Genomic DNA, 25,259 nt, shown 5'->3' on the forward strand with positions numbered 1-25,259 from the left:
CGCCAACGGGCCGCTGATCAGGTTGGAGGTGCCCACAAAACCGGCCACGAAAGTGGTCGCGGGGTGTTCGTAGAGTCCGGCCGGGGAGCCGATCTGTTCGATCTTGCCGCGGTTGAAGACCGCGATGCGGTCGCTCATCGTCAGCGCTTCCTCCTGATCGTGGGTGACGTAGACGAAGGTGATGCCCACACGCTGTTGAATGGCCTTGAGTTCGATCTGCATCTGCTGGCGCAGCTTGAGGTCGAGCGCGCCGAGCGGTTCATCGAGCAAGAGGACACGCGGCTGGACGATGAGCGCCCGCGCCAGGGCCACGCGCTGGCGTTGGCCGCCGGAGAGCTGCGCGGGACGGCGGCGCTCCAGACCGGTCAACTGCACCAGGTCGAGCATCTGCGAGACGCGTTGGTTGCGCGTGGGTTTGGGCACTTTGCGAATCATCAACCCATAGCCCACGTTGTCGCCCACGGTCATGTGCGGGAAGAGCGCGTAGTCTTGAAAGACGGTGTTGACATCGCGGCCGTAGGGCGGCACGCCGGCCACTTCGACCCCGTGCAATTGAATGCTGCCCGCCGTTGGCTGCTCGAAGCCCGCGATCAGACGCAGGCAGGTCGTCTTGCCTGAGCCAGAAGGGCCGAGCAGGGTGAAGAATTCGCCGTCGAGGATGTCGAGATTGAGGCGATCCACCGCCTTGACCTCGCCAAAGTAACGGCTGACATCTGTGAAGCGGACGGCTGGTATGGTGTCGTTCATGGTTTCTCAGTTCCTGTAGGTCCGACCAGGAGGTCGGACCTACAGGAACGCTTCGGTTCAGCGGCCGCCGATGACGGCGATGTAGTTGGTCACCCATTCGTGATAGGGGACGCAGTCCTGCTTGCCGTCGCCGCAAGCGGTGGTGGGCGTGCGCCAGAAGGCGATCCGATCGAAGTTTGCCATGCCGTTGAGGTCGCAGCCGCCGTCGGTGAGCAGTGCATTGCCCTTGCATGCGTCCGGCACGGCTGGCACGGAGCCGAACCAGGCTGCCAGATCGCCCTGCAGCTTCGCATTGAGCGAATGCTCCAGCCATTTGTAGGCGCAGTTGGGATGGGCCGCGTCGATGTGCATCATCGTGGAATCGGCCCAGCCGGTGGCGCCTTCCGCCGGCACGACGCTGGCGATGGGCTGCGTGCTGGCCTGCAGCAGGTTGACCTGGAAGGGCCAGGAACTGGCAGCCACCACACCCTGGTTGGTGAAATCGTCAATCTGCACGAAGGCATCGTGCCAGTAACGACCGACCAGTTTGCGCTGTTCGCGCAGCAGCGCCAGGGCGGCATCGAACTGCGCCCGGTTGAGGGAGTAGGGGTCCTTGATCCCCAGTTCGGGCTTGGTGGTTTTGAGGTACAGCGCCGCGTCGGCCACGTAGATCGGCCCGTCATAGGCCTGGACGCGACCCTTGTTCGACTTGCCATCGGCCAGGGTCATCTCCTCGAAGACAACCTTCCAACTGGTGGGCGCTTCTGCGAAGGCGTTGGTGTTGTACATGAGGACGTTGGGTCCCCACTGGTAGGGCACGCCGTAATGCTTACCGCCGACTGTGTGCCAGGGCGCATCCTGCAGGCGTTTGTCCACCTTGCTCCAACTGGGAATGAGGCTGATGTTGATCTCCTGGACCTTGCCTCCGGAGATCAGGCGGTTGCTGGCGTCGCCTGAGGCCGTCACCAGGTCGAACCCGCCTTCGTTCATCAGGGCGACCATCTCGTCCGAGGTGGCGGCTGTTTTGACGCTGACCATGCAGCCGGTTGCTTTTTCGAAATCGGTAACCCAATCATAACTCTTGTCGGTCTCACCTCGTTCGATGTAGCCGGCCCAGGCCACGATACTGACCGCGCCTTCACCCTGGCCGATCCCTTGCAGAGGGGCGCCGGCCTGCGGTGCGGCCTGTGGGGCGATGTTGCAGGCAGACAAGACGAGGGCAACCAACAGTAGTACCATTAGCAGCTTACGGGAAAATCGAAACGCCATCGTGTACGACTCCTTCCTTAGAAATACTGAAGAACTGACCCTGACTGAAAACCCGGCCATTGACGCTGGCCCAGCGGACTTGCCTGAGAAGCACGCCATGCGAACAGACGCCATGAGAGGTGCATCGTGTGGGGCGATGCGCTAATGCAAAAAATGGCAGGGGACATTCGGAGAATCGAGAAGGTTTGGCGTGATCCCAAAGAGAAGTGGGGGCAATATAAGCGGCGTATCGGCTTTTGTCAAATTGCAGCTACTCAGTGCGCCGTTGCAAGAGCGATTGAAATTGAAATCGCGCCTGATGGGCGTACCGCCGGGCGTCCACCTGCGTGGACGCAATGCCAGTCGGCGCAGGCCGACTTGGCGGCGGAACGCCCCTTCGCCCCGAATTCATTCGGCGGCTGAATAGTGCTCAGTCGGCTTCGAGCAGCTCGATGAGGACGCCGTGCGCGCCGCGGGGATGCAGGAAGGCGCCGCGGCCCTCCGCAGCCTGGATGGGCGTCGTGTGGATCATCTCCACCCCGCGCGCCTGCATCTCCTGAATCGCGGCCTCGATGTTGTCCACTTCCAGGCAGATGTGATGCAGCCCTTCCCCGCGCTTGGCCAGGAACTTGGCGACGCCGGAGGTCTCTGTCGTCGGCTTGATGAGTTCGATCATGCTGTCGCCGGCCGGCAGGAAGGCAATTTCAACCTCCTGCTCCGGCATGTCCTGGCGCTTGCTCAGCTCCAGCCCCAGGCCGGCTTGATAGGTCAGCAGCGCCTTGTCCAGGTCGCTGACGAGAATGGCAATGTGGTTGACTTTTTTGATCATGCGAACACTTTCGATTTCCTCTCCATCTCATCTTACTGCGTGGCGTCACGCGTCCGGTACGACGCGCCACTGCTCGCGGTCGGTATCGAAGTCGGCAATCTCGCCCAGGGGCAGCTTCCAGAATTTCCCTTTGGCTTCCACGGCCACCGTGCCATCGGGCAGGAGCATCTCGCCCGCGCCCTCGAAGTAGCTGCCCCGGTCCTTGACCACGCGGCCCACCGCGGTCAGCTCCACGAACAGCGGCACGGGCTGTTTGAAGCGCAGCTCCAGGGCCACGGTGACGCCCCACACATCGCTGCCGTTGAACATGACCGCGCGGCCCATCGTTTCATCCATGATGCCGCTGACGACGCCGCCATGCATGCGCCCCGGGTAGCCCTGGTGAATCTCCTGGCCGCTGAAGCGCGCCAACACCGAGCCGTCGTCCCGGCGACGTTCTTTGCCGCAAATGAAAAACATGCGGAATTCACCTCGCCTGATTCCCCTCTCCATCGTTCGTGTCCATACCTTACTTTCCTTACGGGATGTTTATACTAATCAAACAGCATGCGTTGACGAATCGTCGCTTGGTGGGAGAACACACGACATTCACAGAACGGTTCCTCTAGCCGACATCGTCTGGTTCTTGTGTCAACACCCGATCACGGTTCTGTGACCATTGTTCTTTAGCGTTGGATGCTTTACACTCATCACCCTACAAAGCGATGGAGGAGGATGTAATCACTTTATGGTATCAACTCCAAAAGTAGGCGATATCATCAAGATGCGCGCCTGGCACGGCGTCGTGCTCGATGTTTTTGCCAACCCCGGCGGCCGGACAGTTCTGCGTGTACAAACGGTGAGAAATGTCTTCCGGCGCCTCAACCCCGAATTCATCGAGTTCGACCTGGCTCCTGACGCCATCGCTCCGGCCACACTCGACGATTTGCAGCAAGAAGTTGCGCAGTACCGGGCTTTTCTCGACGAGTCGGTGCAACAACTGATTGGCTGCGCAAGCACGAACGGGCATGGGTCTGCATCTTCTTGAACCTGCTTCTTGCGCCTACACCCAGCTCTCCGGCCGGTATTCGCCGAAAACCTGGCGCAGGGCGCCGCAGATTTCGCCCAGGGTGATGTAATTCTCCACGCACTCCACGAAGTGCGGCATCAGCGCCGCGTGCGGATCGCGGGCGGCCGCTTCCAGTTGCGCCAGCAGGGCCTTGACCTTGTCGTTGTCGCGCCCGGCGCGCAGTTCGGCCAGCCGCCGGCACTGATTGGCCTGCACTGAGGGATCGACGCGCAGGATGTCGGCCATCGGCGCCTCGTCGGTGACGAAACGGTTGACGCCTACGACGACCTGCTCGCTGTTTTCGATGGCGCGCAGGGTGCGATAGGCCGCCTCTTGAATTTCCCGCTGCATGAAACCCTGCTCGATGGCGCGCAGCGCGCCGCCCATCGCCGCAATTTTGTCCAGGTAGGCCCGCGCACGCTGCTCGATCTCGTTCGTCAACGCCTCGATCATGTAACTGCCGGCCAGCGGGTCCGGCGCATCGGCCACGCCCGACTCGTACGCGATGACCTGCTGGGTGCGCAGGGCGATTTCCACCGCGTGCTGGCTGGGCAGGGCCAGGGCTTCATCTTTGGAATTGGTGTGCAGCGACTGCGTGCCGCCCAGGATCGCAGCCAGCGCCTGGATGGTGACGCGGACGACGTTGGCGTCTGGCTGTTGCGCGGTGAGGGTGGAGCCGCCAGTCTGCGTGTGGAAGCGCAGTTGCCAGGACTTCGGGTCTTTGGCGCCGAAGCGTTCGCGCATGATGGACGCCCACAGGCGCCGCGCCGCGCGGAACTTGGCGATCTCTTCCAGGAAGTTGTTGTGCGCGTTGAAGAAGAAGGACAACTGCCCGGCAAATTCGTCCACATCCAGCCCGGCCGCCAGCGCGGCTTCGACGTAATCAATGCCGTCGGCCAGGGTGAAAGCCACCTCTTGCACGGCTGTGCTGCCCGCCTCGCGGATGTGATACCCGCTGATGGAAATGGTGTTCCATTTGGGCGCCTCGCGGCCGCAGAACGCGAACAGGTCGGTGATCAGGCGCATGGAAGGCGCGGGCGGGAAGATATAGGTGCCGCGCGCGGTGTACTCTTTCAGAATGTCGTTCTGCACCGTGCCGCGCAGTTCGCTGACCGGCGCCCCTTGCTTCTTCGCCACCGCAATCACCATCGCCAGCAAGATGGAAGCCGGCGCGTTGATGGTCATCGAAATGCTGACTTTGTCGAGCGGAATCTGAGCGAGCAGCGTCTCCATGTCGGCCAGGGAGGAGATGCTCACGCCCACCTTGCCCACTTCACCATCGGCCAACGGATGATCGGCGTCGTAGCCGATCTGCGTCGGCAGGTCGAACGCGACGGAAAGGCCGGTCTGGCCCTGCTGCAGCAGGTAGCGGTAGCGGGCATTGGACTCCTCCGCGGTGGCAAAGCCCGCGTACTGGCGCATGGTCCAGTGACGGCCGCGGTACATGCTGGGATAGATGCCGCGGGTAAAGGGGTATTCGCCCGGAAAGCCCAGGTCTTTGGGATAATCAATCTGCACATCGGCCGGCGTGTAGAGCGGATCCACCACGATGCCGGAGCTGGTGGTCAGCTCCGCCGCGCGTTCGGGGGTGCGCGCCACGAATTTCTTGCGCGTGGTTTGCAGCCAGGTGCGTTTCAGGTCAGCGATCGTTGCTTCGGACATCATTCAGCTCCTAATCAAGAATCACCCTCTGCCGGGTGAGAATTGGCAAACAGTCTCCAAAAGAATGCTGCGCCCACTCTACGCCCGAACACCACGCCTGCCCATGATTTGCGTCAGCATCCGTGTTGAATTCCCTCTCCTCCTCTCCTCCTCTCCTCCTCACTGCCGCCAGGCGATGTCCTCCGGCGCCAGCACTTGCAGCCCGGTTTTGTTCGTCAACCACAGCCGGCCATCGGCGGCCAGCGCGGCCTGTCTCGCTCCGAACACGGCTTCGGCGGCGGCGGCTTCCCAGGTGTCGCCGTTGTCACGCGAGCGAAAAAGCTCACTGTGACCGGCCGCTTCATCGCCCCGGAAGAGGTAGAGCACGCCCGGCCCCACCAGCAGTTTCAGGTTGTAAACGTAGGATGGCAGTTTCAGATTGGCGCCGGTCGTGGCCCATGTGTACCCGCCATCGGTCGAGCGCGTCAGCGTCGGTCGTTCGCCGCCGCTGACCGCAAAGACGGTCTGCGTGGCTGTGTAATCGGCCGAGAAGCCGAGCAGGAATCCGCCGCTGACGGGCGCCTGCACATCGCTCCAGGTGGCCCCGCGGTCTGTGCTGCGCCGCATACGCTCATAGCCGAGCAGGAACAGCGCGCCGTCGGGCGCGAGGGTCAGCGCGCCGGGGGGTGAATAGCCATTTTCCGGCGCCACGATCTGCTGCCAGCGCCCCGCCTGCGCCTGCCAGGCGTAGATGCCGGTCATGCGGCTGACAAAATAGGCTTCGTCCGCGCTGGTCGCAACGACCGGCTGCGTGCTGCGCAGATCGCCCAGGCCGGCCGCCAACAGCTCCCAGGTGGCGCCGCCATCGCGGCTGCGCTGAACCCCCGCGCCGCCGTCTGCGCCGCCCGCGCTGCTGCGGAACAGCACGCCGGGCGCCGCGACCGTGAAAAAGCCATAGGAAAAGGACCGGCTGAAATTGACGCTTTGCCAGCTTTGGCCATCACGCGTGCGGTAAACAGTATTGCCCGCGTTGACGTAGAACCAGCGGCCGGCCGGGTCGAAAGCGAGCGCATGGGTCGCCAGTTCATCGGTGGTTGGCGCGGCGCTGGCCTGGAAGCGGGGCGTTTGCGGCGCCAGGCTGGCAAGCGGCAGGACCACCACGGCTGGCCGGTCCCGCGCCAGGCCGTAGAACTGACGCCGGCCGGGATCGAAGATCAACTGTTCAACCTGCGCCGGTCCCTGCCAGAATCCTTGCAGCGTGAGCGAGTCCATGGACACCGCGGCCAGGCTGGCGCCAAAGCTGACCCACAACGTTCGCCCTTTTTCATCCAGCGCCAGGCGTCCGGTCAGGCCGTTCAGACGCCCGCGCTCCTGCCCGGTTGGGCTGAGCCATTGAATCGCTTCCTGGTTCTTGTTGATGCTGTAACTGATGTAGGTGTCGCCGTTGGCGGCAAAGGCGATGTCGGTGATGAAGCTGAAGTAGCCGGGCACGCTGATCGGCTGCTGGCTGCCGGGCGCAAAATACTGCACATAGCTGCTGTTGTTCGAGCCGGGCACGCCGTTGTTCATCAGCGCCAGGACATAGCCGCTGACCGGGTTGACCAGCACGCCATACGCGGCCGGGTTGGGGCTGAAACCTTGCGGCGTCGGGAACGTGGCCTTCAACTGACCCACGTTCCCGCCGGCGCGCGTGTAAATCGTCACCCCGCTTTTGGCGATATAGACCCGATCGGCCGACGGATCGGGCGCGGGCACGCCAGTTTGTGGGAAAATGACCGGCGCCGCGCCGTCGTTGATGCCCAACGCGACCACGCCCGCTGGCAGCATGAAGCTGTTCGGGGGTTCGGCCTTGTCGAGCAGCAGCGCCAGGGTCGCCGGCCGATTGACGTACAGGAGCCGGTTGATTTTGTCCAGGGCGATGGGCGCCTGGCCGCGCTGCACTTTCTGCACGCGGCCGGTCGCCAGGTTGACCCGGTGGATGCGATCCTGGTCATCGGCCACGAACAGCGTGGCGCTGGCCTCATCGAGCGCCATATCCAGCAAGCGCACGCCCACGATCAACCGCGTGGGCGCTTGCAGGGTGCTGGTCTGCAGGATTGCCACGTTGGCCGCACCGTAGCGGGCGAGTGCCAGCACGCGGGAAGCGCCCAGGGCTGCGAAAATTTCAGGCATCGCTTGATCCTGCCAGGGCTGTTCTGTCTGCACCTGCAGGCTGGCGGCGTCGAGCGCCTGGAGGATGGGGCCGCGGCTATCGCTGCCCTGGGCGCTGTAGCGATAGCCGCTCAGCAGCAGGCGCTTGCGCGGCGCATCGAAGAACAGGCCGCTGCCGTTGGGCACCGTAGCGGTCACGACCTGCTGCAAGTCGGCGGTGAAGCGCTGCACCTGCGACACGGACCCGTTGCTGCGCACGGCCCAGCCGCCATCGGGCAGTGCGGCCAGCCCATTCTGGTAAGAATCGGGCAGCGCGGTCACAGCGAGAGGCTGGCCGTTGGCGGCATCGAACACCTGCAACTGGGCCGGGTCGCCGTTGCGACTGACGAGGATGCGGTTGCCGTTGAGCGCCAGGTCAGCAATCCGCGCCAGGTTTTGGCTCCACAGCGGCGCGGGGTTGTCGGCCTCGGCCAGGTCGGCGCGGCGGTAGGCAGCCAGGCCTTGTTCGCCGGCCGTGATCAGCAGGGCGCCGTCCGCGCTGAGTGCGGCCGTGCGCACGTGATCCAGGTGCTGACCGAGTTTGCCGGTCAGCGGATCGAGGCTCAGCAGGACCTGGATGTCGCTGTCAACCACAAAGGCCGCGGCGCCATCGGGTGCGAGCAGCAGACGGCCGCCGCTCTGGCCTGTCAACGGCGTCAGGGGCAACAGTCTCGCCACGCGCTGCGCCGCGATCTCGATCACGGCGAGGACCGGCCGTTGATCCGGGCCGCGGATGCAGTAGACATACGCCAGGTCACGTTTGACATCCACCGCCAGGTCGCTGGGGCCATAGGCGTCGCCCACACCGGGCGCGCCCAGGTCACGTTCGGAGATGGTCAACAGACTGGCCGTGGGCGTGGGGGTGGGCGAGGGTACCGCTGGCCGCGTGGGCGCGGGCGTGCTGGTGGCTGGCCTGGTCGCGCTGGGCGTGGGCGTCTCGCTGGGATCGAAGGGAATGATGGGGGTGGCGCCGCGGGCGGCCGGCGCTGGCGGTGGGTCGAGCGGCTCTTCGCTGCGGGTGGCGCGCGGGGTTGGCAGTGCATCCGCCGTGGTTGGCGAGGGCTGCGCAGGCGACGGTTCTTGCGTGCGAACGGCAGACGGGGTGACGCCGGTGCGCGCGGCCGGCGTTGGCGTGAGCAGCGGGCGACAGGCGCTGAGCAGCAACCAGGCCGCGAGACAACTGCTGACGAGTTTCATCCAGGACATTGGGCGATTCATGTGGCGCCTCCGCATCCGCTCCAGGCTGCTTGTACCCATCAAAGTAACGTAAAGACGCTGATTTCGGGGCGGCAGTTCAGCCGCGGGATGACGCCCAGGCCGCGGTTGGTGTACAGCGTCATGCTGCGCACGGTGTAGCGGCCGATGGGATACTTGCGCCCCATGCTGGGCAGAAAGGGCGGGCCGATGAACGGCAGCACGATCTGACCACCGTGCGAATGGCCCGAAAGCTGTAAGTCGAAGCGCCCGGTGGCGGCCGCGACATCGGCAAAGTCCGGTTCATGCGCCAGCAGAATGGCGCAATCGGTTGGCGGCAGCTGCGCCAGCACCTGATCCAGGCGCGCCGCGCCGGCGCGCACATCATCTACGCCGGCCAGGTGCAGACAGGCGTTGCCGCGGCGCACCGTATGCACGGCGTTGTTCAGATCGAGCAGGCCGACGTCGCGAAACATCTGGCGCAGCAGTTCCGGCTGTTGCCAGTGGTCGTGATTGCCCAGCACGACCACTGTGCCATCGGGCGGCGCCAAACGGGAGAGGGCGAAGCGCAGATCGGCCACGAACAGTTCGGTCGCGTAGGTCACGAAGTCGCCGGTGATGGCGACCAGGTCAGGCTGCTGCTGGTTGACCAGGTCCATGATGGCGGTCAGCCGGCGCTGCGTCATCCAGCCGTCCATGTGAATGTCGCTGATCTGCAGCAGGCGGTAGCCCCGAAACTCCGGCGCCAGCCGCGGCAGGGTGAGGGTGAGGTGTTTGATCTCGAACCAGTCCAGCCCCCAGTGCCGCCGCGCAAAGCGCAGCCCGCCCAGGTTCATGAAGCCGGTGTGGAATGAAGCAATGGTGGCTGTGCGCAGGAGCTTCCAGGCCCTGGCGCCCAGCCCGTACAGGATGGGTTTCGATGTTGTTGTCACGACAATGGTCTCCACCCGCATTGTACCATGATCGCGCCGTCGCGCCATGAAACGGCTGGCCGCGTCGGCGTCTTGGCCTCGCCGACGGCCAGCGGGATGCCGTTGATGAACAGCACCAGGTCGAACCGCCGTGACTGCGCGCCCGCGGTGAAGGCGAGCTGCGTGGCGACCAGGCAGCGGTTGTTCCTGGCCGGCTCGAAATTCAGCAGCCGGACGGGGGTGTGCTCGCCGTGCGGGCCAAACGGCAGCGTGCGCTCCCCGCGCAGCCAGGCGGTGAACTCCTCGTTGGCGCGCACCAGGCCGTCGGCGTTCACCGAGAGCAGGATGGCGCGCAGCCGGTAGAGCACTTCGTTGGCGAGGTCGGGCCGGGCCGCGATCTCCGGGTTGAGGCGGATCAGTGCGTCCCGCAGGAAGCTCCAGCCGAGGCTTTCCGGCCGGGGCGTGGCTGCTTCCGTGCGATAGGCGGCGCGGGTTCGCCGATGCGCGACCCGGCCGCCGGCTGCGGGCCACAGAGGAGGTCACAGGTCAACGGGTCGCGCACGGCCTCGTCCACGTTGCGGACGACGTCGTCGAAGCGGACGGTGCGCCAGTTGGAGCGGCGAACGGATTGCGAGAAAGGGGTGTCGGGTGAAAGGTTCATGACCTGGCAACAACGACCGCGGCGTCACTCGCCCAATCCAGGCGGCGCTTCAGGTCGTTGCAATGGCTGGGCGGAAGCAGTTTGTCGTGCTGAAGGCGCCCCACCACGATACCCGGTGCAATGCCGGCATCGGTAGCGAAAGCCAGGATCTGCTCCTTGCTGTAGCGCGTCTGACGCGCAAAGCGCCGCCATTGCGGAGCCGGAATCAGGCAGTCGGCGGCGAACTTGTCCGCGGCCTGCTCCTTGTCATCGCCATCGCGGTCATCAAAATCAATGAAGAACTCTCGCTTCCCATGCTGCACGATATGCCCTGCCTCATGGAAGAACGTGAACCAGAGATGGTCATCCGACTTGTAGCGCAGGCTGAGTTGAATCAGCGCCTTCGTTGGGGTTAACCAACGCGTGGCGCCGCTGACATGCATTTTCGGCAGTTCGGGCACAAAGACGACCGCCACACCGGCCGTGGCGCATAAGCGGACGAGCTCGGCCTGGAAGACCTCAGGCGGTTGCTGGGTCAGTTGGCGCACCTCGGCAAGCACGACCCGGAAGCGCGCAGCGTCGTAGGCCTCGCACGGTAGGCGCTGCGCCTCGAACTCGCCCCGGCGCAGCCAGGCGGCAACGGCAACCGGATCGGCCTCGAACGCCGGTGAACGCCGGAACGACGCCTGGGGAGAGAGCCAGATGGCCCGCCATTGATCGGGCGTCGCCACCCCGAAGAACTGCAACACCTCGCGCAACTGCTCGATCTCATCCGTCAGGCAACGAATCCAGCCCAACTGACACATGGGCTTAACAGGCGCCTGCTTGAGCCAACTGACGTGTGTTTGCAGTCGTTCGCGTTCGCCCGCTTGGGCCAGGAACTCACGATACCGCTGCTCTCGGTTATTCCAGAACCGCGCCGGGACGCCGAGCACGCGCTCGAACTGCAAAGCGGTCTCTGGTGTGATAGGCGCCTTGCCTTGCACGATCTCGTTGATGGTCTTGATGGCTTTGCCGGTGCGCTCGGCCAGGTCGGCCTGCGACATCCCGATCGTTTCCAGGGTTTCCAGAAGCGTCTCGCCCGGCGGTGACACATAGTCGGGGGCATATTGATTCTGAACACGGTTAACCATGAGTATCCTCCACGCCGATGATCAACACGGTCGTCACGCAGCTCCAATCCAATCCGCCATCGGGTTTCATGGGAGGCGGCTCATTAGCTGGCATGAAGATGAGCCGGTAGGGGTGAACCAGATCAACTGATAGCTGGCCTGCTCGGTTACCGATCAACTCATGACACCGAGTCTGTGGCAGAGAACGCAAATCTTCGAGATTATCTGCATCGCGCAGCTCGTCCAGCCGGCGTCGCAGAAGTCGGGCCTGCCGATCGCCGTGCTCTCGGACGAGCAACTTCTGATCATTCACGATCTTGGCGAACTTCTGACTCGTGAACATTATATCCACATTGACATCTCCTGTCAATTTCATTAACCTGATGCGTGTATAAAACTCATCCCATTATCGGGGTAAAGTTCGTGTGCCCATCCCAGCCTCGTCCAACATCGCAAATAGCTCATCCATCGCAGACCGCAGCGCGTCCGAACTGGCCTGCCATTCGGCGACGGCCTCCCGTGAGGGTGAGGTGTTTGATCTCGAACCAGTCCAGGCCCCAGTGCCGCCGCGCAAAGCGCAGCCCGCCCAGGTTCATGAAGCCGGTGTGGAATGAAGCGATGGTGGCGGTGCGCAGGAGCTTCCAGGCCCTGGCGCCCAGCCCGTACAAGATGGGTTTCGATGTTGTTGTCACAGCAAAAGTCTCCGGCTGCATTGTACCATTACAGGCGGCCGGTCACGTAATGGCCGCGCGGCCATGATTCTTTCACCAAGCCCAACCGAATATCGCGGTGACGTTCGTCCGGGTTCCGGCGTCCAACCTTGTAGAATCTTGTAATGGAACGATGCCGCCGTGGACTAAGATGATGGCGGCGTTCACGCTGTCCAATCACCCTGGGTGCGAGTCATGCAGCTTCTACTTGAAACCTGGACCTACATTGCCGGTCATCAGCCCGACTTCTGGGCTAAGACAGGCGCCCATCTGACGCTGAGCGGCGTTGCCCTGCTGGCGGCGCTGATGATTGCCTTTCCCCTGGGTATTCTCAGCGCGCAGAGTCGGGGCGCGTCACAGGCGGTGACGAACGGCATCGGCGCCCTGCGGGCAATTCCAAGTCTGGCCATCATGGCGGCCATGCTGCCCTTGATCGGCGTTGGTTTTCGGCCTGCGCTCATTGCGCTGACGATCCTGGCGATTCCGCCGATGCTGATCAACACCCAGGCCGGGATCATGGCTGTCAACCCGGCTATCACCGAGGCGGCGCGTGGCATGGGCCTGAGCCGTTGGCAGATCATCGGCCAGGTGCAACTGCCGCTGGCGCTGCCGGTCATCGTCACCGGGGTGCGCATTGCGTCCGTGGAAGTGATCGCCAGCGCCACCCTGGGCGCGATCATCGGCGCCGGTGGGTTGGGCGAATATATCTTTGCCGGGCTGAGTCTGGGGCCGGCCTATCTGCATTTGATGCTTGTGGGCGCGATCACCGTTGCGCTGTTGACCTTGACCGCCGAGGTCAGCCTAAACCGGCTGGAAGTCGTTGTGCGGCACGCGTTTCATCAGTAATCGTCAGTGTTACGAATCACACGGAGGAACATCATGAAGTTTTATCGTATCTTGAGTCTGTTGGTCGTTGTCATCCTGGCCCTGGGCGCCTGCACGTCCGCGGCGCCGGCAGGCCCGAAGGTCAAAATTGGCTCCAAAGACTTCACCGAAGAGCTTCTGCTCGGTGAAATGTATGCGTTGATTCTGGAGGAGAACGGCATCCCGGTGGAGCGCCGGCTCAACCTGGCCGGCACGCAGGTGGCGCAGGCAGCGCTGCTCAACGGCGAGATTGACATGTATCCAGAGTATACCGGCACCGGTTATCTCTTCATTCTGGGCATCGAAGACAAGGTCGAAAGCCCCGCGCAGGTCTTCGCACGCACGGCTGCCGACTACAAGAGCCAGTGGAATCTCGTCTGGCTCGATCCCGCGCCGATGAATAACACGAACGCGATTGCCGTCACGCAGGCCGCGGTCACGACGTACAACTTGAAGACGCTGTCGGACCTGGCCGTGGCCGCGCCCAACATTCGTTTTGCCGGCATTCCCGACTTCGAGCAGCGGCCGGATGGCCTGGCGGGCCTCAAACAGCTCTACGGCGGTTTTGAGTTCAAGAGCCTGACCGTTTTCGATCCTGGCTTGAAGTACAAGGCGGTGCAGGACGGCCAGGCGGATGCCGTCATTGCCTTCAGCACCGACGGTCAGATCAGCGCGTACAACCTGGTGCTGATGGAGGACGACAAGGGTCTGTGGCCGCCGTACCAGGTGGCGCCGGTGGTGCGCAATGACATCCTGGGGACGTACCCAAAAATCAAGGACGCCCTGAATAAGCTGGCGCCTTTCCTGACCAACGATGCGCTGTCCGCGCTGAACTGGCAGGTGGACGGCGACAAGCAGGAGTACACGGCCGTGGCGAAGGCGTTCCTGAAGGAAAAGGGTCTGGTGAAGTAACGCAGAGTGCAAAGCGCAGAGTGCAGAGTGCAGAGGGCAAAGTGCAGAGTGCAGAGTGCAGAGTGCAAAGTGCAGAGTGCAGAGTGCAAAGTGCAAAGTGCAAAGTGCAAAGTGCAGAGGGCAAAGCACAGACCACAGACCACAGACCACTGACCACTGACCACTGACCATTGACCACTGACCACTGACCACTGAATGATGAATATCGGATGAATGCGATTGTTTTCGACCATGTGAGTAAGCGGTATGCGACGCCGGCGGTGGATGATGTCTGCCTGGAGGTTCCGGCCGGTCAAACGGTCGTCATTTTGGGCACGTCTGGCTCGGGCAAGACGACGCTGATGAAGATGGTCAACCGGCTGATCGAGCTGTCATCGGGACGGGTGATTGTGGATGGGCAGGATGTGCAGACGCTGCCGGTCAACGATCTGCGCCGGCGCACGGGCTATGTCATTCAGCACATCGGTCTCTTTCCGCACTGGACGGTGGCGCAGAATATCGCGACGGTGCCGAGGATTCTGGGTTGGGAGACCCGCCGCATTCAACAGCGCGTGGATGAGCTGATGGATGTGGTGGGTCTGGCCCCTGCCGAATACCGGGGCCGCTACCCCGCGCAGTTGTCGGGCGGTCAACAGCAGCGGGTGGGCATCGCCCGCGCGCTGGCCGCGGACCCTGACATCCTGTTGATGGACGAACCGTTCGGCGCGGTGGATGCCATCACGCGGGCGCGCTTGCAGGAGGAATTCCTGGCCTTGCAAGCACGCACGCACAAGACGGTGCTTTTTGTCACGCACGACGTGGAGGAGGCGCTGCACCTGGCCGACAAACTGGTCATCATGGACCGCGGCCGGGTGATTCAGTACGACACGTCGTTCAACATCATCACGCAGCCGGCCAACGACTTTGTGGCAGAGTTGATCGGCGCGCGTCACATGATGCGTCTGCTGCGCCTGGTGACGGTGCGCAACATGCTGCAGCCCTTGCAGCCGGGCACCGCTGCGCAGGCTGACGACACTCTCAGCCTGGACGATTCGATGAGCGACGCGCTGACCCGCCTGCTGCGCTCAGCGCACGATGCCCTGCCGGTGACCGACGCCGAGGGCAACCTGGTGGGCCAGGCCGACCTGGCCGCGGTGCGGGCGCATCTGCGCCACGCGGCGCCTGCACGGCCTGGCAATCTCATGCCAGCCAGCGACCCGCTCCCTGCGGAGCGTTGACGATGACTTATCTGTTCAAAAATCCGCTGAAAGTTCTTCTCGCCATGCAGCAGCACCTGGTCATCACCCTGGTCGCGCTGTCGCTGGCGGTTGCGGTGGCCGTGCCCCTGGGCATCTTCCTGGCACGGCGGCCGCGGTTGGTCGGCCCGGTACTGAGCGTGCTGAGCATTCTCTACACAATTCCGAGCGTCTCATTATTGGTGCTGTTGATTCCGCTCATGGGCCTGGGCTTCTGGCCGACGATCGTGGCGCTGGTGGTTTATTGCCAGGCCATTTTGGTGCGTAATGTGGTGGTGGGGATTCGCAGCGTGGACGCGGCCGTGTTGGAAGCGGCGCGCGGTATGGGGCTGAGCGCATGGCAGATTATCTGGCAGGTGGAGCTGCCGCTGGCGCTACCCATCATCCTGGCGGGCGTGCGCATTGCGGCCATCTCCACGATTGCCATTGCCACCGTGGCCGCGTTTTTCGACGCCGGCGGCCTCGGCGCGCTGATCCGTGAAGGCATCAGCCAGGATTACAGCGACAAGATTTGGGCCGGCGTCCTGGCCGTGACGCTGCTTGCCATCCTCTTCGAGCAGAGCTTGCGCGTGATCACGCGTCGGCTGCACCATGAAACGGCCGATAACCAGCGTGTTGCTTAATTCACGGCATATTCGGTCAGCAGACGCATCTGCGGAGAATGAAATTTCTAGCCATCTACCTACTTGATCGGCGACAGCGCCAGCCAATCGTAGCCAATGCCCGGATCGTCGTGGGGGATGCGGCCTTCATCGGCGGGGTTGTAGACGTTGGAGGTGACGTAGAACAGGTGCGTGACGCCGCCCAGGACTTTGCAGCCGTGCGCGACGCCGGGCGGTATCTTGACCACGCGGTGCCCGTAGTCCGGCCCCAGCAAGATCTCCTGCGTCTGCTGATAGGTGGGTGAGTCGGGCCGCAGATCGTGCAGCACCAGCTTGAGCGCGCCGATGGGCACGTACCACCAATCCACCTGCTTCTGATGCAGGTGCCAGGCTTTGGCCGAGCCGGGATACATCAGCGCGTAGCTGAGCTGGCCGAACCCTTCGCTGAAGAATTCGTCCGTGGCGCGGATGATCTCGCGAAAGATCTGGCGATCATCGCCATCTCCGTGCAGTTCCTTGAGCATGACGCCCTGAATCTGCGGCTGCGGTTCCCCGCGGCCAATGCCTTCCGTTGTGGTGCGCACGCGCACCGCCAGTTGTTTCGTCATCCGTTCTCCCCTTGCAACCTGACCCGATCACGCCGGGATCAGATGGCTCACACCAAGACACAAAGGCGCCAAGAGGTCAACCGATTGCCTGTCTGCCTTTGTGTCTTGGCGCCTTTGTGTGAGAATTCCTTGCTTGCTGCGCCAGAATTTTGCTCGAAGGCGCTAGATTGCTTCGCTGATCACCTTGGCCTGCGTGAAGAGTAGCAGGTAGTCCGCGCCGCCGGCCTTGGAATCGGTGCCGCTCATGTCGAAGCCGCCAAACGGCTCCACGCCGACCAGCGCGCCCGTGCATTTGCGGTTGAGGTAAAGGTTGCCCACGTGGAAATCCTCACGTGCCCGCTCCAGGCGCGCGCGGTGACGACTGAAGATGGCGCCGGTCAGGCCGTACTCGGTGCCGTTCGCCACATCCAACCCGTCCTCGAAGGACTTCGCCTTGATGCAGGCCAGAACCGGGCCGAAGATCTCTTCCTGCGCCAGGCGGGCGTTGCGATCAATATCGCCAAAGATCGTAGGCGGAACGAAATAGCCGTTGGTGGGGTTGTGGCTGAGGGGTTGACCGCCCAGCAGCAGCTTGCCTTCCTGCGTGCCGATTTCGATATACTCCCACATCTTGGCGTAGGCTTTGGCGTCCACCACCGGCCCCATCCAATGGGCGGGGTCAATCGTTGGCCCCACGGTGATCTTGGCCGCGCGGCGCACCACCTTATCCACGACCTCATCGTAGACATCTTCCACCAGGATGGCGCGTGAGCAGGCAGAGCACTTTTGCCCCTGAAAGCCAAACGCAGAGGCCACAATCGCGTCCGCGGCCGCGTCCAGGTCCGCGCTTTCATCTACCAGGATGGCATCCTTGCCGCCCATCTCCAGCAGCGTGCGCTTGAGCCACTTCTGTCCTGGCTGCTGCACGGCCGCGCGCTGGAAGATGCGCAGGCCGATCTCTTTGGAGCCGGTGAACGCGATGTGGCGCGTCAGCGGATGATCCACCAGCGCATCGCCCATCTTGCCGCCCGGCCCTGGTAGGAAGTTGAGGACGCCCGGCGGCAGGCGCAAATCCTCATAGAGCATCTCGCTCAGGAACCAGGCAATCCAGGGCGATGTGCTGGCTGGCTTGAGGACCACGGTGTTACCGGTCACCAGGCTGGCGGCTGTCATCCCGGCCATGATGGCGCCGGGGAAGTTCCAGGGCGGGATGACCACGCCGACGCCCAGCGGGATGTAGCGCAGTTCGGCGTCGCGGCCGGCAAACGGTTCCACCGGCTGTGCGCCGCCCAGGCGCAGCATCTGGCGCGCGTAGTAATCGCAGAAGTCAATGGTCTCGGCCGTATCGGCATCGGCTTCAGGCCAACTCTTGCCCACTTCGTAGACCATGATCGCGCTGAATTCATGCTTGCGCTTGCGGATCAGCTCGGCCAGCTTGAACAGATAGCGCGCCCGCGTTTCGTAGGGCACCTTGCGCCATTCGTGAAAAGCATCATGGGCCACTTCCACCGCGCGGTTGGCATGTTCAGGCGTCGCACGGGCAAAACGGGCCACCACCTGGCTGGGGTTGGCCGGATTGAGCGAGTCGAACGTTTCATCGGTATAGATTTTTTCACCGCCAATGACCATTGGATAGGTGCGGCCCAGCCACGACTCCACCTTCGACAGCGCAGCCTCGAAAGCCTTGATCTGGGTCGGGTTGCTGAAGTCGGTCATCGGTTCATTGCGAAAGGGAGCTAACATGAATCAACCTCCTCGTTGATACGCGATACGCAAAAAGCTAGCGGGACTCTCCATTGAATCTTATCAGGTTGGCATAGAATCGTCAAACAAAGACGCCAATCTTGGCATGGGTGACTGTTGACAGGCGCGCCGCCGCGTGGTATGCTTGTGGCATCGTGACCGGCGCCTCGCCATGGGGCAAACCGGATAGTCTCGCCCACTATTGTTCTGTGACCCCGCGATGTTTCTGCTACGTGTCAGATTGCATGCTGCGTCGGCGGTTGCCCGGACAGCTCACCGCCGGACGTCATGGCTCACCTCGTTCATGCTGTCCAGGTTTTCTTGGAAAGGAGCAACTCTCGTGAAACGTACTCGTCGCCTGTTCACATTGACTCTCTCGTGTGCGCTCCTGTTGACATTGGTCGTCTCATGGGGCGCGTCGGCCAGCGCGCCGACTGACGGGCCGTGGGTCAACGGATCGCTGCTGCCGGCCCAGATGGTTCGCTACGACAGCGAAGTCTCCGGCGGTAAAATGTATGTGCTCGGCTTCCGTCTGCCCACCGGTGAGACCGATGGCAGCGTCTGGGTGTATGACCCTGTCGCCGATTCCTGGGGCGACACCGGCGTGGACATGCCGGTGCCTGTCTCCAACTATCACATCGCCAAGCTGACTGACAGCAACGGCGTGGGCTTGTACATCTTTGGTGGTCGCGACAGCGCGGGCCTGTGTACGGACACCGTGCAGGTCTTCTATCCCGGTACCAATACGACCGCGACCGTGGCCACCGACCCCTGGAACGGCCAGGTCAACCCGGGTGAGCGCGTGTTCCCCGGCGCCGTCGAGGTGGTGGGCAACAAGGCCTACGCCTGGGGCGGTTTCTGTGGCGGCACCACCGCGCCGTTCACCGGCAGTGAGACGTGGATCTTCGATCCCATGGCGGCCGGCGGCGCGCGCTGGACCGCTGGCCCGGCGCTGCCCATGAACGGGGCCTATCAGACCGGCGCGGTGCTGGATGGCAAGGTCTACTCCATCGGCGGCGACACCTTCGATGGCACCAGCCTGTTCCCGTATGCCGATGTGCTCATGCTCGACTCCGCCAACCTGGGCGCGGGCTGGCAGGCCAAAGCCTCCCTGCCCCTGCCATCGTCGGGCAGCCCTGGCTGTGATGAATCACGCGCCTTTGGCTTCGACAGCAGCAGCGGCTGGGCGTTGGCCGGCAAGGTCGTGCTGGCGGGCTGCGGTCAGTGGAACGCGACCAACACCGCACTGCCAGACAGCTTCCTGTATGACGCGGCCGGCAACTCCTGGACCACCTTTGCGGCGCTCATTCAGGCGCGGCGTAATCACGCCGGCGCCTTCATCGTGGCGCCTGATGGACTTTCGGGCAAGATGTGGGTGGGCGGAGGCTACATCCCCGGCGCGGTCAACACCGGCACCGATACCACCGAGACCTACACCATCTCGTTCTCGGCGCCCACCGCCGTTGGGTTGGATGACTTCAGCGCCCGCGGTTCGGATATGACCCTGGCGCTGGTTGGCGGCGGCCTGCTGTTGGGCCTGGCCCTGGCGATGCTCAAACGACGCCCCGTTGCGCCGCGCGCCTGAGATCACTTTTTACCGCACGCCGGCACCCTGCCGCGCGTAACAGAATCAATGAGGCGCAGCCGCGGGCGAGGGCTGCGCCTTGTTGTTTTCAAGATTTCTGCAGTCCAGGTTTGACACGCCAGAAATGGCATGGTATGCTACCCATCACCCTGCCGTGTCGTCATTCTCTACGTCTCTGATTGCCAAGATCACCTGCCATGTTTTCACCGACAACGCTTGCCCTGCCCGACCAGGCCCTCTTGATGGTCATTCGCCCACCGCCGCACGACTTGAGCAGCCTGCATCGCCTGGATGCAGCCGGCTGGGCGGCTCTCGCGGCGCGGGCCACGTCGGCGAACCTGGCGCCCCTACTGTTCTATACCCTGCGTCACGAGGGGGTGCTCGACCTGGCGCCGGCGGAGGTGCGCCAGCGCCTTAGTGAGGAATACTACGCCTCCGTGCGTCGCCAACTGCTGTTCAGCACAGAACTGGAGCCGGTGCTGGCGACGTTACGCAGCCACGGCGTGGTTCCCTTGCTGCTCAAAGGCGTGGTGTTGGCTGAAACCACCTACCCTGACGTGGGCCTGCGGCCCATGGCTGATATTGACATCCTCGTGCATGCCGCCGACCTCCCGCGTGTGCGGCAAGCCCTGCAACCGCTCGGCTACTACACCACCGCCACCGGGGCTGAGACCAACGACGAATTTTTCAACGGCGAGCTTTCTTTTGCCAAAGGCACCCACACCGAAACCCTGGCCCTCGAATTTCATCAGAACCTGGTGCATCATTGGAACTTCACCGCCCCGCTCAAGATTGATAGCGATGCCCTGTGGCAACGGGCGCAGCCGCTGACCCTTGCCGGGCAGCCGGTTGTGCAGTTGGCCGCCGAAGACATGCTGCTGCACCTGTGTCTGCACCGCGCCATGCACCACGGCTTCACCGGCCTGCCCGGCTATGTGGACATTGCCTGGATGACCGCCACGCAGCGCACGCGCATCAACTGGGAACGCCTGACCGCACGCGCACGCACCTACCAGGCAGAAGCCATTGTTTTTCTCGCTCTGCAGTTGGCGCATGACCTCCTGGGCGCGGCCGTGCCGGAAAACACCTTGCGCGCGCTCGCGCCTGCGCCCTGGCGCCAGCGCTTGCTGTTACGCCTGGTTGACCTGGAACTGATCCTGACGGTGGATGTCGCGCCCGCGCAGGAAGATGCCGGCCGCGTCTTGAACGTGGCCGTGATTGATACCCTGCCCGGCGTCATCGCCTGGCTGTGGCAGCGCCTGTTCCCCGGTGTCCGTTGGCAAAAAACGAACTATGCCCTGGACAGCACGATTCACGCCTATGCGTATGCTCTCCTGCTTCATCCCCTGCGCATCGTGGGGGGTTTTGCTGCCCGCGCTGCGCGTGTCGCGCTCCGCAGCAAAGCCTTCAGTCAATATCGGTCGTAGATTTTCGCCAACGCGCGCAAGGTGCGCCTGCACTTCGATCGTTACCTCTCCGCGGCCCAGGCCATTCTCAGGATTCCCTTCGCCAGCCGAACTTGACGTATGTCTGGCGTAAGGGTATTATAGCCAACAGTAGCGTCGTCTTGAGCGAATCTGTGATCCTATGGACGACGACAGCACGCGCGAGAGTGGATATGGGCGAATCATCGAGTGTTTCGGAAAATCTGCCGCGCCAGGCCGGCAAGATCCGTGTGGGTGTCCTCGGCGCCACCGGCGCCGTCGGTCAGCGCTTCATTCAGGTGCTTGCCAATCACCCCTGGTTCGAGTTGAGCGTTTTGGCCGCCTCCCATCGTTCTGCGGGCAAACGCTTTGCCGACGCTTGCCATTGGTATCTGGACGAACCAATGCCCGCAGCTGTGCGCACGATGACACTGGAGCCGGGTCAACCTGGCATGGACTGCGAGATTCTCTTCTCCGCCTTGCCCAACAACATTGCGCAAGACCTGGAGCCTACCCTGGCAGCAGCCGGCTATGCGGTCTATTCCAACGCCGGTTCCCACCGGGCTGAACCTGACGTGCCGCTGTTGATTCCCGAAGTCAACCCGCAGCATGCGGCGCTCATCGAAACACAGCGCACGCGGCGCGGCTGGCGCGGCTTCATCGTCACCAACCCCAACTGCACCGCCACCCATCTGACCTGCGCGCTCAAGCCGCTGCACGACGCCTTCGGCTTGCGCCGCGTCTTCGTGGTTTCCATGCAGGCCGTCTCCGGCGCCGGCTATCCGGGCGTCTCTGCACTCGACATCACCGATAACGTCATTCCCTACATCGGCAACGAAGAGGACAAGGTGCAGACCGAGCCGCTCAAGATGCTGGGCCTCTACGCGGTGGACGGCATCATGCCGGCCAATTTCCGCATCAGCGCCCACTGCAATCGGGTGCCCACGCGCGACGGTCATCTGGAATGTGTTTCAGTGGAGCTGGACCGCCCCGCGACCGAGGTCGAGATGGTGAGCGCCTGGGAGAACTTCCGCGGCCTACCGCAACAACTGGGCCTGCCCACGGCTCCTGCCCACTTCATCGAAGTCCGCGCTGAAGCGGACCGACCCCAGCCGCGGCGTGACCGGCTGGCCGGCAACGGCATGACGACCAGTGTCGGGCGTCTGCGGCCATGTGAGTTGTTGAGCTACAAATTTGTCCTTCTTGGTCACAACACACTGCGCGGCGCCGCGGGCGGCTCCGTGCTCAATGCAGAACTCATGGTTGCCCAGGGTTATTTTGGCGAACGGGCCATCGCTGCCCCCGTGCAGGCAGCATTGCGGGCCACCCAGTTGCCCTTGTGGCAACATGCCTAGCATCGCTGTGGAGTTGTTCTTATGAATCTCTTTGGAACTGCAACGTTAGCTGACCTCGCCGGCGACCTGGTTGTGTACCGCAATCTGAATATCCAGGACAAGCGGATCCCCGGATTGCGTGATGCCTGGATGGAAATGGACCTGCCCTCGCGGCGCATCCCCCGCAAGCATGAAGAGAACTACGCACGCGCCGCCGCGTGGCTGGTCATGCGCGCGCGCAAGCTCGATCAGCCCCAGGGCACAGTGAAGGAGCTGCTCTTTCTGGGGGACACGGCCCTCGCCGATGGCGATGCTTTTCGTCACCTCCGGCGCCAGGGCCGCTGGAACGGCTGGGCGTTCGTGGGCAGCGGCGCCGATGAAAACAGACCGGGCGCGTCCACCTGGGAGCAAGATAAGGACAACGTCATAATCGCCGGTCGTTGGCAGGACCTGGCGCGCTGGGTACACACCATCCTGGAGCAGGGCGCCTTCTGCGACGAACGGACAGCCCTGGTCATTGATATGGACAAGACAGCCATTGGCGCGCGCGGCCGCAACAGCCATGTCATTGATGAAGCACGCCTGGCCGGCCTGCGCGTCACCATGATCGAGATGTTGGGCGACAAGTTCAACCAGATCATCTTCGAAGAAGCCTATCGCGAGCTCAACCAACCCAGCCACCATCGCTTCACCGCCGACAACCAGGACTACCTGGCGTACGTCTGCCTGATCATCAGCGCAGGGGTCATTTCGTTACGCGGCCTGTTGGAATGCATCGCGGATGCCCCCAATTACGGTTTCATGCAGTTTGTGCGCTGGGCCGATACGCGCCTGGCCGGCGGCGCCCAGCCAGAACTGGCCGACATGCACTTCAGCTTCTACAAGCGCCTGGAAGCAGACGACCCCACACCCTTCAAGACGTTTCGCCGCCGTGAGTACCTGGCAACCGCAGCCCGCATGGGCAATCTGCCCGACACAACCTCCGTCAGCGATCTGTTGGCGCGGGAGATCTGCCTGACGCGTGAAGTGATGGAGGTCGGCGCCTGGCTCAAACAGCGCGGCGCCGTGGTCATGGTCCTATCCGACAAACCGGATGAGGCCTCCCTGCCAACCCCTGAACAGGCGCAAGAGGGATACCGCCCTCTGCACCGGGTAAAAGCGCATGTGGTGGGCGAGACCATTGCCGGGCAACTGCCCTAGCCGTCTCCCCTCCACGTTTAGCAACCAGAGACGAATGACGACCGCAACTGGCTGAACATGGGGGCGGGCGCCCTTCGTCTTTTGTTTTCGGAGAAATTGCACTCATGCCTGTCCTGCGCCCGTTTCGAGCCTGGCGTTATGCCGATGCTCCGGCCCTGGCCGATCTGCTTGTGCCCCCGTACGACATCATCAGCCCGGCCGCCCAGGCCGCGTCCTACGCCCGCCATCCCGCGAATCTGATTCAGATAGAGCTGGGACTCGAACAGCCGGCCGATGACGACCAAAACAATCGCTATACCCGCGCGGCCGTGGCCCTGAACGATTGGCGCCAGCGTCGCGTGCTGCAGCGTGACCCCTGGCCAACCTTCTACATCTATCAGCAAACCTTCCGGTTGCCGGGCAGCGCCGAACGTCTGCAGCGCACCGGTTTCTTTGGCAGCCTGCGCCTGGCGCCCTGGGGTCAGGGTATCCTGCCGCATGAAAAAACGTTTCCCGGCGCCAAGGCGGACCGCCTGGCCCTCTTACAGGCCACCGCCATGCAGACCGGCGCCATCTTCACCCTCTTCCGCGACCCAAGCGGTGCTGTGCTGAACGCCCTGCGGCCACTGACCTCCGCCATGCCGATTGCCGCCTTCGTGGCTGACGACGGCATCGAACATCGCCTTTGGCCGCTGCACGACCCCGCGCTCATCACCTACGTGGCCGAGACCCTGGCCGGCCGCACCTTGTACGTGGCGGACGGTCATCATCGGTACGAAACGGCACTCAACTATCAGCAACAACGGGGGGACGGCGGCGGTGAGCAGCCCTGGGATTACGTGCTGACATTCGCCGCCCCCATCGAGGACCCCGGCGTCCGTGTCCTGGCTGCGCATCGCTGCCTGCACGATGTGCCGGGTCTCTGGTCGGAAGATGTGCTGGCCGCGCTGCAATCCGGGTTCGAAATACAACGCTACGCCGCGGCCGACGCGCTGGCCGCGGCGCTGAGGCAAGCCATGCCTGGCGCCGGTTATTTTGGCCTGCTCCTGCCCGGCACAACCGGCGGCTGGCTCCTGCGACCACAGCCGCACCTCACCCTGCCGGCCGACCTGCCGGCCGAGTTGGCCGATCTCGATGTCATCCGCCTGCAGGAATGGGTGCTGCGCCCCGTTTTGCGCCACATCACCGACGACCTGGCCGATAAACGCTTTGTGGCCTACGAACCGAACCTGGACCAGGTGATCGAGGCTGTACAGCAGGGGCAGATTCAGGCCGCGTTCCTGCTCAACCCCACGGGGCTGCACCAACTGTGCGCCGTGGCCGATGCCGGTCTGGTCATGCCGCAGAAGGCCACCTACTTCTATCCTAAACTCATTTCAGGCATCGTCATGCACGACGTGGCCTCCCTAAGCAACAGAACAAAACACAGAATATGCAACAGATCAAAAACGGTTCAATAGGGTTTTTATGGGTTATCAGAATCAACCAAATCAGCAGAGTCAATCAAATCAGTGGAAACAGCCATCTCCCCAGCCATCATCCGAC

The 25,259-nt window shown here is 63.2% G+C and carries 24 protein-coding genes; 11 read left to right on the forward strand and 13 right to left on the reverse strand.

The genetic code is table 11. The features are described 5' to 3' along the window. Window positions 1–747, reverse strand: a 747-nt coding sequence (locus IPF85_RS08590; RefSeq protein WP_343407664.1) for an ABC transporter ATP-binding protein, incomplete at its 3' end; no start/stop codon positions are given. 57 nt (window positions 748–804) lie between these two features. Beyond that, on the reverse strand, window positions 805–1,995 hold the full coding sequence (locus IPF85_RS08595; RefSeq protein ID WP_343407665.1) for an ABC transporter substrate-binding protein: 1,191 nt from the start codon (window positions 1,993–1,995) through the stop codon (window positions 805–807). Between the two features lie 126 nt (window positions 1,996–2,121). Here IPF85_RS08595 and IPF85_RS08600 point away from each other — a divergent pair, with 126 nt between their 5' ends. Beyond that, the gene (locus IPF85_RS08600; protein WP_343407666.1) at window positions 2,122–2,397 is read left to right on the forward strand and encodes a hypothetical protein; all 276 of its coding nucleotides are present in this window, start codon (window positions 2,122–2,124) and stop codon (window positions 2,395–2,397) included. Between the two features lie 7 nt (window positions 2,398–2,404). Here the strand turns inward: IPF85_RS08600 and mce are convergent, their stop codons facing one another. Together mce and IPF85_RS08610 are read right to left on the reverse strand one after the other, a co-directional pair. Then, window positions 2,405–2,803, reverse strand: coding sequence for a methylmalonyl-CoA epimerase (gene mce / locus IPF85_RS08605; protein ID WP_343407667.1), 399 nt, complete (start codon window positions 2,801–2,803; stop codon window positions 2,405–2,407). Between the two features lie 45 nt (window positions 2,804–2,848). Next, window positions 2,849–3,262, reverse strand: a complete 414-nt coding sequence (locus IPF85_RS08610; RefSeq protein WP_343407668.1) for a PaaI family thioesterase — start codon at window positions 3,260–3,262, stop codon at window positions 2,849–2,851. Between the two features lie 268 nt (window positions 3,263–3,530). Between IPF85_RS08610 and IPF85_RS08615 the strand changes: the two genes are divergently transcribed. Beyond that, complete coding sequence (locus IPF85_RS08615) at window positions 3,531–3,830, forward strand: hypothetical protein (protein WP_343407669.1); 300 nt, start codon at window positions 3,531–3,533, stop codon at window positions 3,828–3,830. A 15-nt stretch (window positions 3,831–3,845) separates the two neighbouring features. Here the strand turns inward: IPF85_RS08615 and IPF85_RS08620 are convergent, their stop codons facing one another. The 7 genes from IPF85_RS08620 to IPF85_RS08650 form a co-directional block, all read right to left on the reverse strand. Further along, window positions 3,846–5,516 carry a methylmalonyl-CoA mutase family protein gene (locus IPF85_RS08620; protein ID WP_343407670.1) on the reverse strand — a complete coding sequence of 557 codons (1,671 nt, stop codon included), beginning with the start codon at window positions 5,514–5,516 and terminating at the stop codon, window positions 3,846–3,848. Window positions 5,517–5,672: 156 nt separating this feature from the next. After that, complete coding sequence (locus tag IPF85_RS08625; RefSeq protein ID WP_343407671.1) at window positions 5,673–8,900, reverse strand: hypothetical protein; 3,228 nt, start codon at window positions 8,898–8,900, stop codon at window positions 5,673–5,675. 38 nt (window positions 8,901–8,938) lie between these two features. Then, entirely contained in the window at window positions 8,939–9,808 is an 870-nt protein-coding gene (locus IPF85_RS08630) for a metallophosphoesterase (protein ID WP_343407672.1), read from the reverse strand. Further along, window positions 9,805–10,320 carry a type I restriction endonuclease gene (locus tag IPF85_RS08635; RefSeq protein WP_343407804.1) on the reverse strand — a complete coding sequence of 172 codons (516 nt, stop codon included), beginning with the start codon at window positions 10,318–10,320 and terminating at the stop codon, window positions 9,805–9,807. The genes IPF85_RS08630 and IPF85_RS08635 overlap by 4 nt, the downstream gene beginning before the upstream one ends. A gap of 124 nt (window positions 10,321–10,444) precedes the next feature. Continuing rightward, window positions 10,445–11,560, reverse strand: a complete 1,116-nt coding sequence (locus IPF85_RS08640; protein WP_343407673.1) for a helix-turn-helix domain-containing protein — start codon at window positions 11,558–11,560, stop codon at window positions 10,445–10,447. Next, window positions 11,553–11,891, reverse strand: a complete 339-nt coding sequence (locus IPF85_RS08645) for a killer suppression protein (protein WP_343407674.1) — start codon at window positions 11,889–11,891, stop codon at window positions 11,553–11,555. Before IPF85_RS08645 ends, IPF85_RS08640 begins: the two co-directional genes overlap by 8 nt. A 109-nt stretch (window positions 11,892–12,000) precedes the next feature. Beyond that, complete coding sequence (locus IPF85_RS08650) at window positions 12,001–12,231, reverse strand: hypothetical protein (protein WP_343407675.1); 231 nt, start codon at window positions 12,229–12,231, stop codon at window positions 12,001–12,003. Window positions 12,232–12,444: 213 nt separating this feature from the next. On the opposite strand from IPF85_RS08650, the gene IPF85_RS08655 reads away from it, so the two are divergent. The 4 genes from IPF85_RS08655 (at window position 12,445) to IPF85_RS08670 (ending at window position 15,883) form a co-directional block, all read left to right on the forward strand. Next, a complete protein-coding gene (locus IPF85_RS08655; RefSeq protein ID WP_343407676.1) occupies window positions 12,445–13,095 on the forward strand; it encodes an ABC transporter permease in 651 nt (216 codons plus the stop codon). 33 nt (window positions 13,096–13,128) lie between these two features. Continuing rightward, window positions 13,129–14,025 carry a glycine betaine ABC transporter substrate-binding protein gene (locus IPF85_RS08660; protein ID WP_343407677.1) on the forward strand — a complete coding sequence of 299 codons (897 nt, stop codon included), beginning with the start codon at window positions 13,129–13,131 and terminating at the stop codon, window positions 14,023–14,025. Between the two features lie 209 nt (window positions 14,026–14,234). Next, complete coding sequence (locus tag IPF85_RS08665; RefSeq protein ID WP_343407678.1) at window positions 14,235–15,242, forward strand: ABC transporter ATP-binding protein; 1,008 nt, start codon at window positions 14,235–14,237, stop codon at window positions 15,240–15,242. Window positions 15,243–15,244: 2 nt separating this feature from the next. Further along, window positions 15,245–15,883: an ABC transporter permease gene (locus tag IPF85_RS08670; protein WP_343407679.1), complete on the forward strand. Its 639-nt coding sequence runs from the start codon at window positions 15,245–15,247 to the stop codon at window positions 15,881–15,883. Window positions 15,884–15,942: 59 nt separating this feature from the next. Here the strand turns inward: IPF85_RS08670 and IPF85_RS08675 are convergent, their stop codons facing one another. Continuing rightward, window positions 15,943–16,470 carry a dTDP-4-dehydrorhamnose 3,5-epimerase family protein gene (locus IPF85_RS08675; protein WP_343407680.1) on the reverse strand — a complete coding sequence of 176 codons (528 nt, stop codon included), beginning with the start codon at window positions 16,468–16,470 and terminating at the stop codon, window positions 15,943–15,945. Between the two features lie 162 nt (window positions 16,471–16,632). Further along, window positions 16,633–18,192: an L-glutamate gamma-semialdehyde dehydrogenase gene (gene pruA / locus IPF85_RS08680; RefSeq protein WP_343407681.1), complete on the reverse strand. Its 1,560-nt coding sequence runs from the start codon at window positions 18,190–18,192 to the stop codon at window positions 16,633–16,635. Window positions 18,193–18,532: 340 nt separating this feature from the next. Here pruA and IPF85_RS08685 point away from each other — a divergent pair, with 340 nt between their 5' ends. From IPF85_RS08685 to IPF85_RS08705, 5 genes are all read left to right on the forward strand, one after another. Next, window positions 18,533–19,777: a hypothetical protein gene (locus tag IPF85_RS08685; protein WP_343407682.1), complete on the forward strand. Its 1,245-nt coding sequence runs from the start codon at window positions 18,533–18,535 to the stop codon at window positions 19,775–19,777. 197 nt (window positions 19,778–19,974) lie between these two features. Continuing rightward, complete coding sequence (locus IPF85_RS08690) at window positions 19,975–21,204, forward strand: nucleotidyltransferase family protein (protein WP_343407683.1); 1,230 nt, start codon at window positions 19,975–19,977, stop codon at window positions 21,202–21,204. 191 nt (window positions 21,205–21,395) lie between these two features. Then, complete coding sequence (gene asd, locus IPF85_RS08695; RefSeq protein WP_343407684.1) at window positions 21,396–22,556, forward strand: aspartate-semialdehyde dehydrogenase; 1,161 nt, start codon at window positions 21,396–21,398, stop codon at window positions 22,554–22,556. A 21-nt stretch (window positions 22,557–22,577) separates the two neighbouring features. Further along, a complete protein-coding gene (locus tag IPF85_RS08700) occupies window positions 22,578–23,735 on the forward strand; it encodes a hypothetical protein (RefSeq protein WP_343407685.1) in 1,158 nt (385 codons plus the stop codon). A gap of 104 nt (window positions 23,736–23,839) precedes the next feature. Further along, window positions 23,840–25,174, forward strand: coding sequence for a DUF1015 domain-containing protein (locus tag IPF85_RS08705; RefSeq protein WP_343407686.1), 1,335 nt, complete (start codon window positions 23,840–23,842; stop codon window positions 25,172–25,174). Window positions 25,175–25,259 lie beyond the last annotated feature (85 nt).

The sequence above is a fragment of the Candidatus Amarolinea dominans genome (genome assembly GCF_016704685.1).
Classification (GTDB): domain Bacteria; phylum Chloroflexota; class Anaerolineae; order SSC4; family Amarolineaceae; genus Amarolinea; species Amarolinea dominans.

Coding starts and splice junctions, on each gene's coding strand:
- IPF85_RS08595 (WP_343407665.1), bottom strand. CDS start 1,995: ATGGCGTTTCGATTTTCCCGTAAGCTGCTAATGGTACTACTGTTGGTT.
- mce (WP_343407667.1), bottom strand. CDS start 2,803: ATGATCAAAAAAGTCAACCACATTGCCATTCTCGTCAGCGACCTGGAC.
- IPF85_RS08610 (WP_343407668.1), bottom strand. CDS start 3,262: ATGTTTTTCATTTGCGGCAAAGAACGTCGCCGGGACGACGGCTCGGTG.
- IPF85_RS08615 (WP_343407669.1), top strand. CDS start 3,531: ATGGTATCAACTCCAAAAGTAGGCGATATCATCAAGATGCGCGCCTGG.
- IPF85_RS08620 (WP_343407670.1), bottom strand. CDS start 5,516: ATGATGTCCGAAGCAACGATCGCTGACCTGAAACGCACCTGGCTGCAA.
- IPF85_RS08625 (WP_343407671.1), bottom strand. CDS start 8,900: ATGAATCGCCCAATGTCCTGGATGAAACTCGTCAGCAGTTGTCTCGCG.
- IPF85_RS08640 (WP_343407673.1), bottom strand. CDS start 11,560: ATGGTTAACCGTGTTCAGAATCAATATGCCCCCGACTATGTGTCACCG.
- IPF85_RS08655 (WP_343407676.1), top strand. CDS start 12,445: ATGCAGCTTCTACTTGAAACCTGGACCTACATTGCCGGTCATCAGCCC.
- IPF85_RS08660 (WP_343407677.1), top strand. CDS start 13,129: ATGAAGTTTTATCGTATCTTGAGTCTGTTGGTCGTTGTCATCCTGGCC.
- IPF85_RS08665 (WP_343407678.1), top strand. CDS start 14,235: ATGAATGCGATTGTTTTCGACCATGTGAGTAAGCGGTATGCGACGCCG.
- IPF85_RS08670 (WP_343407679.1), top strand. CDS start 15,245: ATGACTTATCTGTTCAAAAATCCGCTGAAAGTTCTTCTCGCCATGCAG.
- IPF85_RS08675 (WP_343407680.1), bottom strand. CDS start 16,470: ATGACGAAACAACTGGCGGTGCGCGTGCGCACCACAACGGAAGGCATT.
- pruA (WP_343407681.1), bottom strand. CDS start 18,192: ATGTTAGCTCCCTTTCGCAATGAACCGATGACCGACTTCAGCAACCCG.
- IPF85_RS08690 (WP_343407683.1), top strand. CDS start 19,975: ATGTTTTCACCGACAACGCTTGCCCTGCCCGACCAGGCCCTCTTGATG.
- asd (WP_343407684.1), top strand. CDS start 21,396: ATGGGCGAATCATCGAGTGTTTCGGAAAATCTGCCGCGCCAGGCCGGC.
- IPF85_RS08700 (WP_343407685.1), top strand. CDS start 22,578: ATGAATCTCTTTGGAACTGCAACGTTAGCTGACCTCGCCGGCGACCTG.
- IPF85_RS08705 (WP_343407686.1), top strand. CDS start 23,840: ATGCCTGTCCTGCGCCCGTTTCGAGCCTGGCGTTATGCCGATGCTCCG.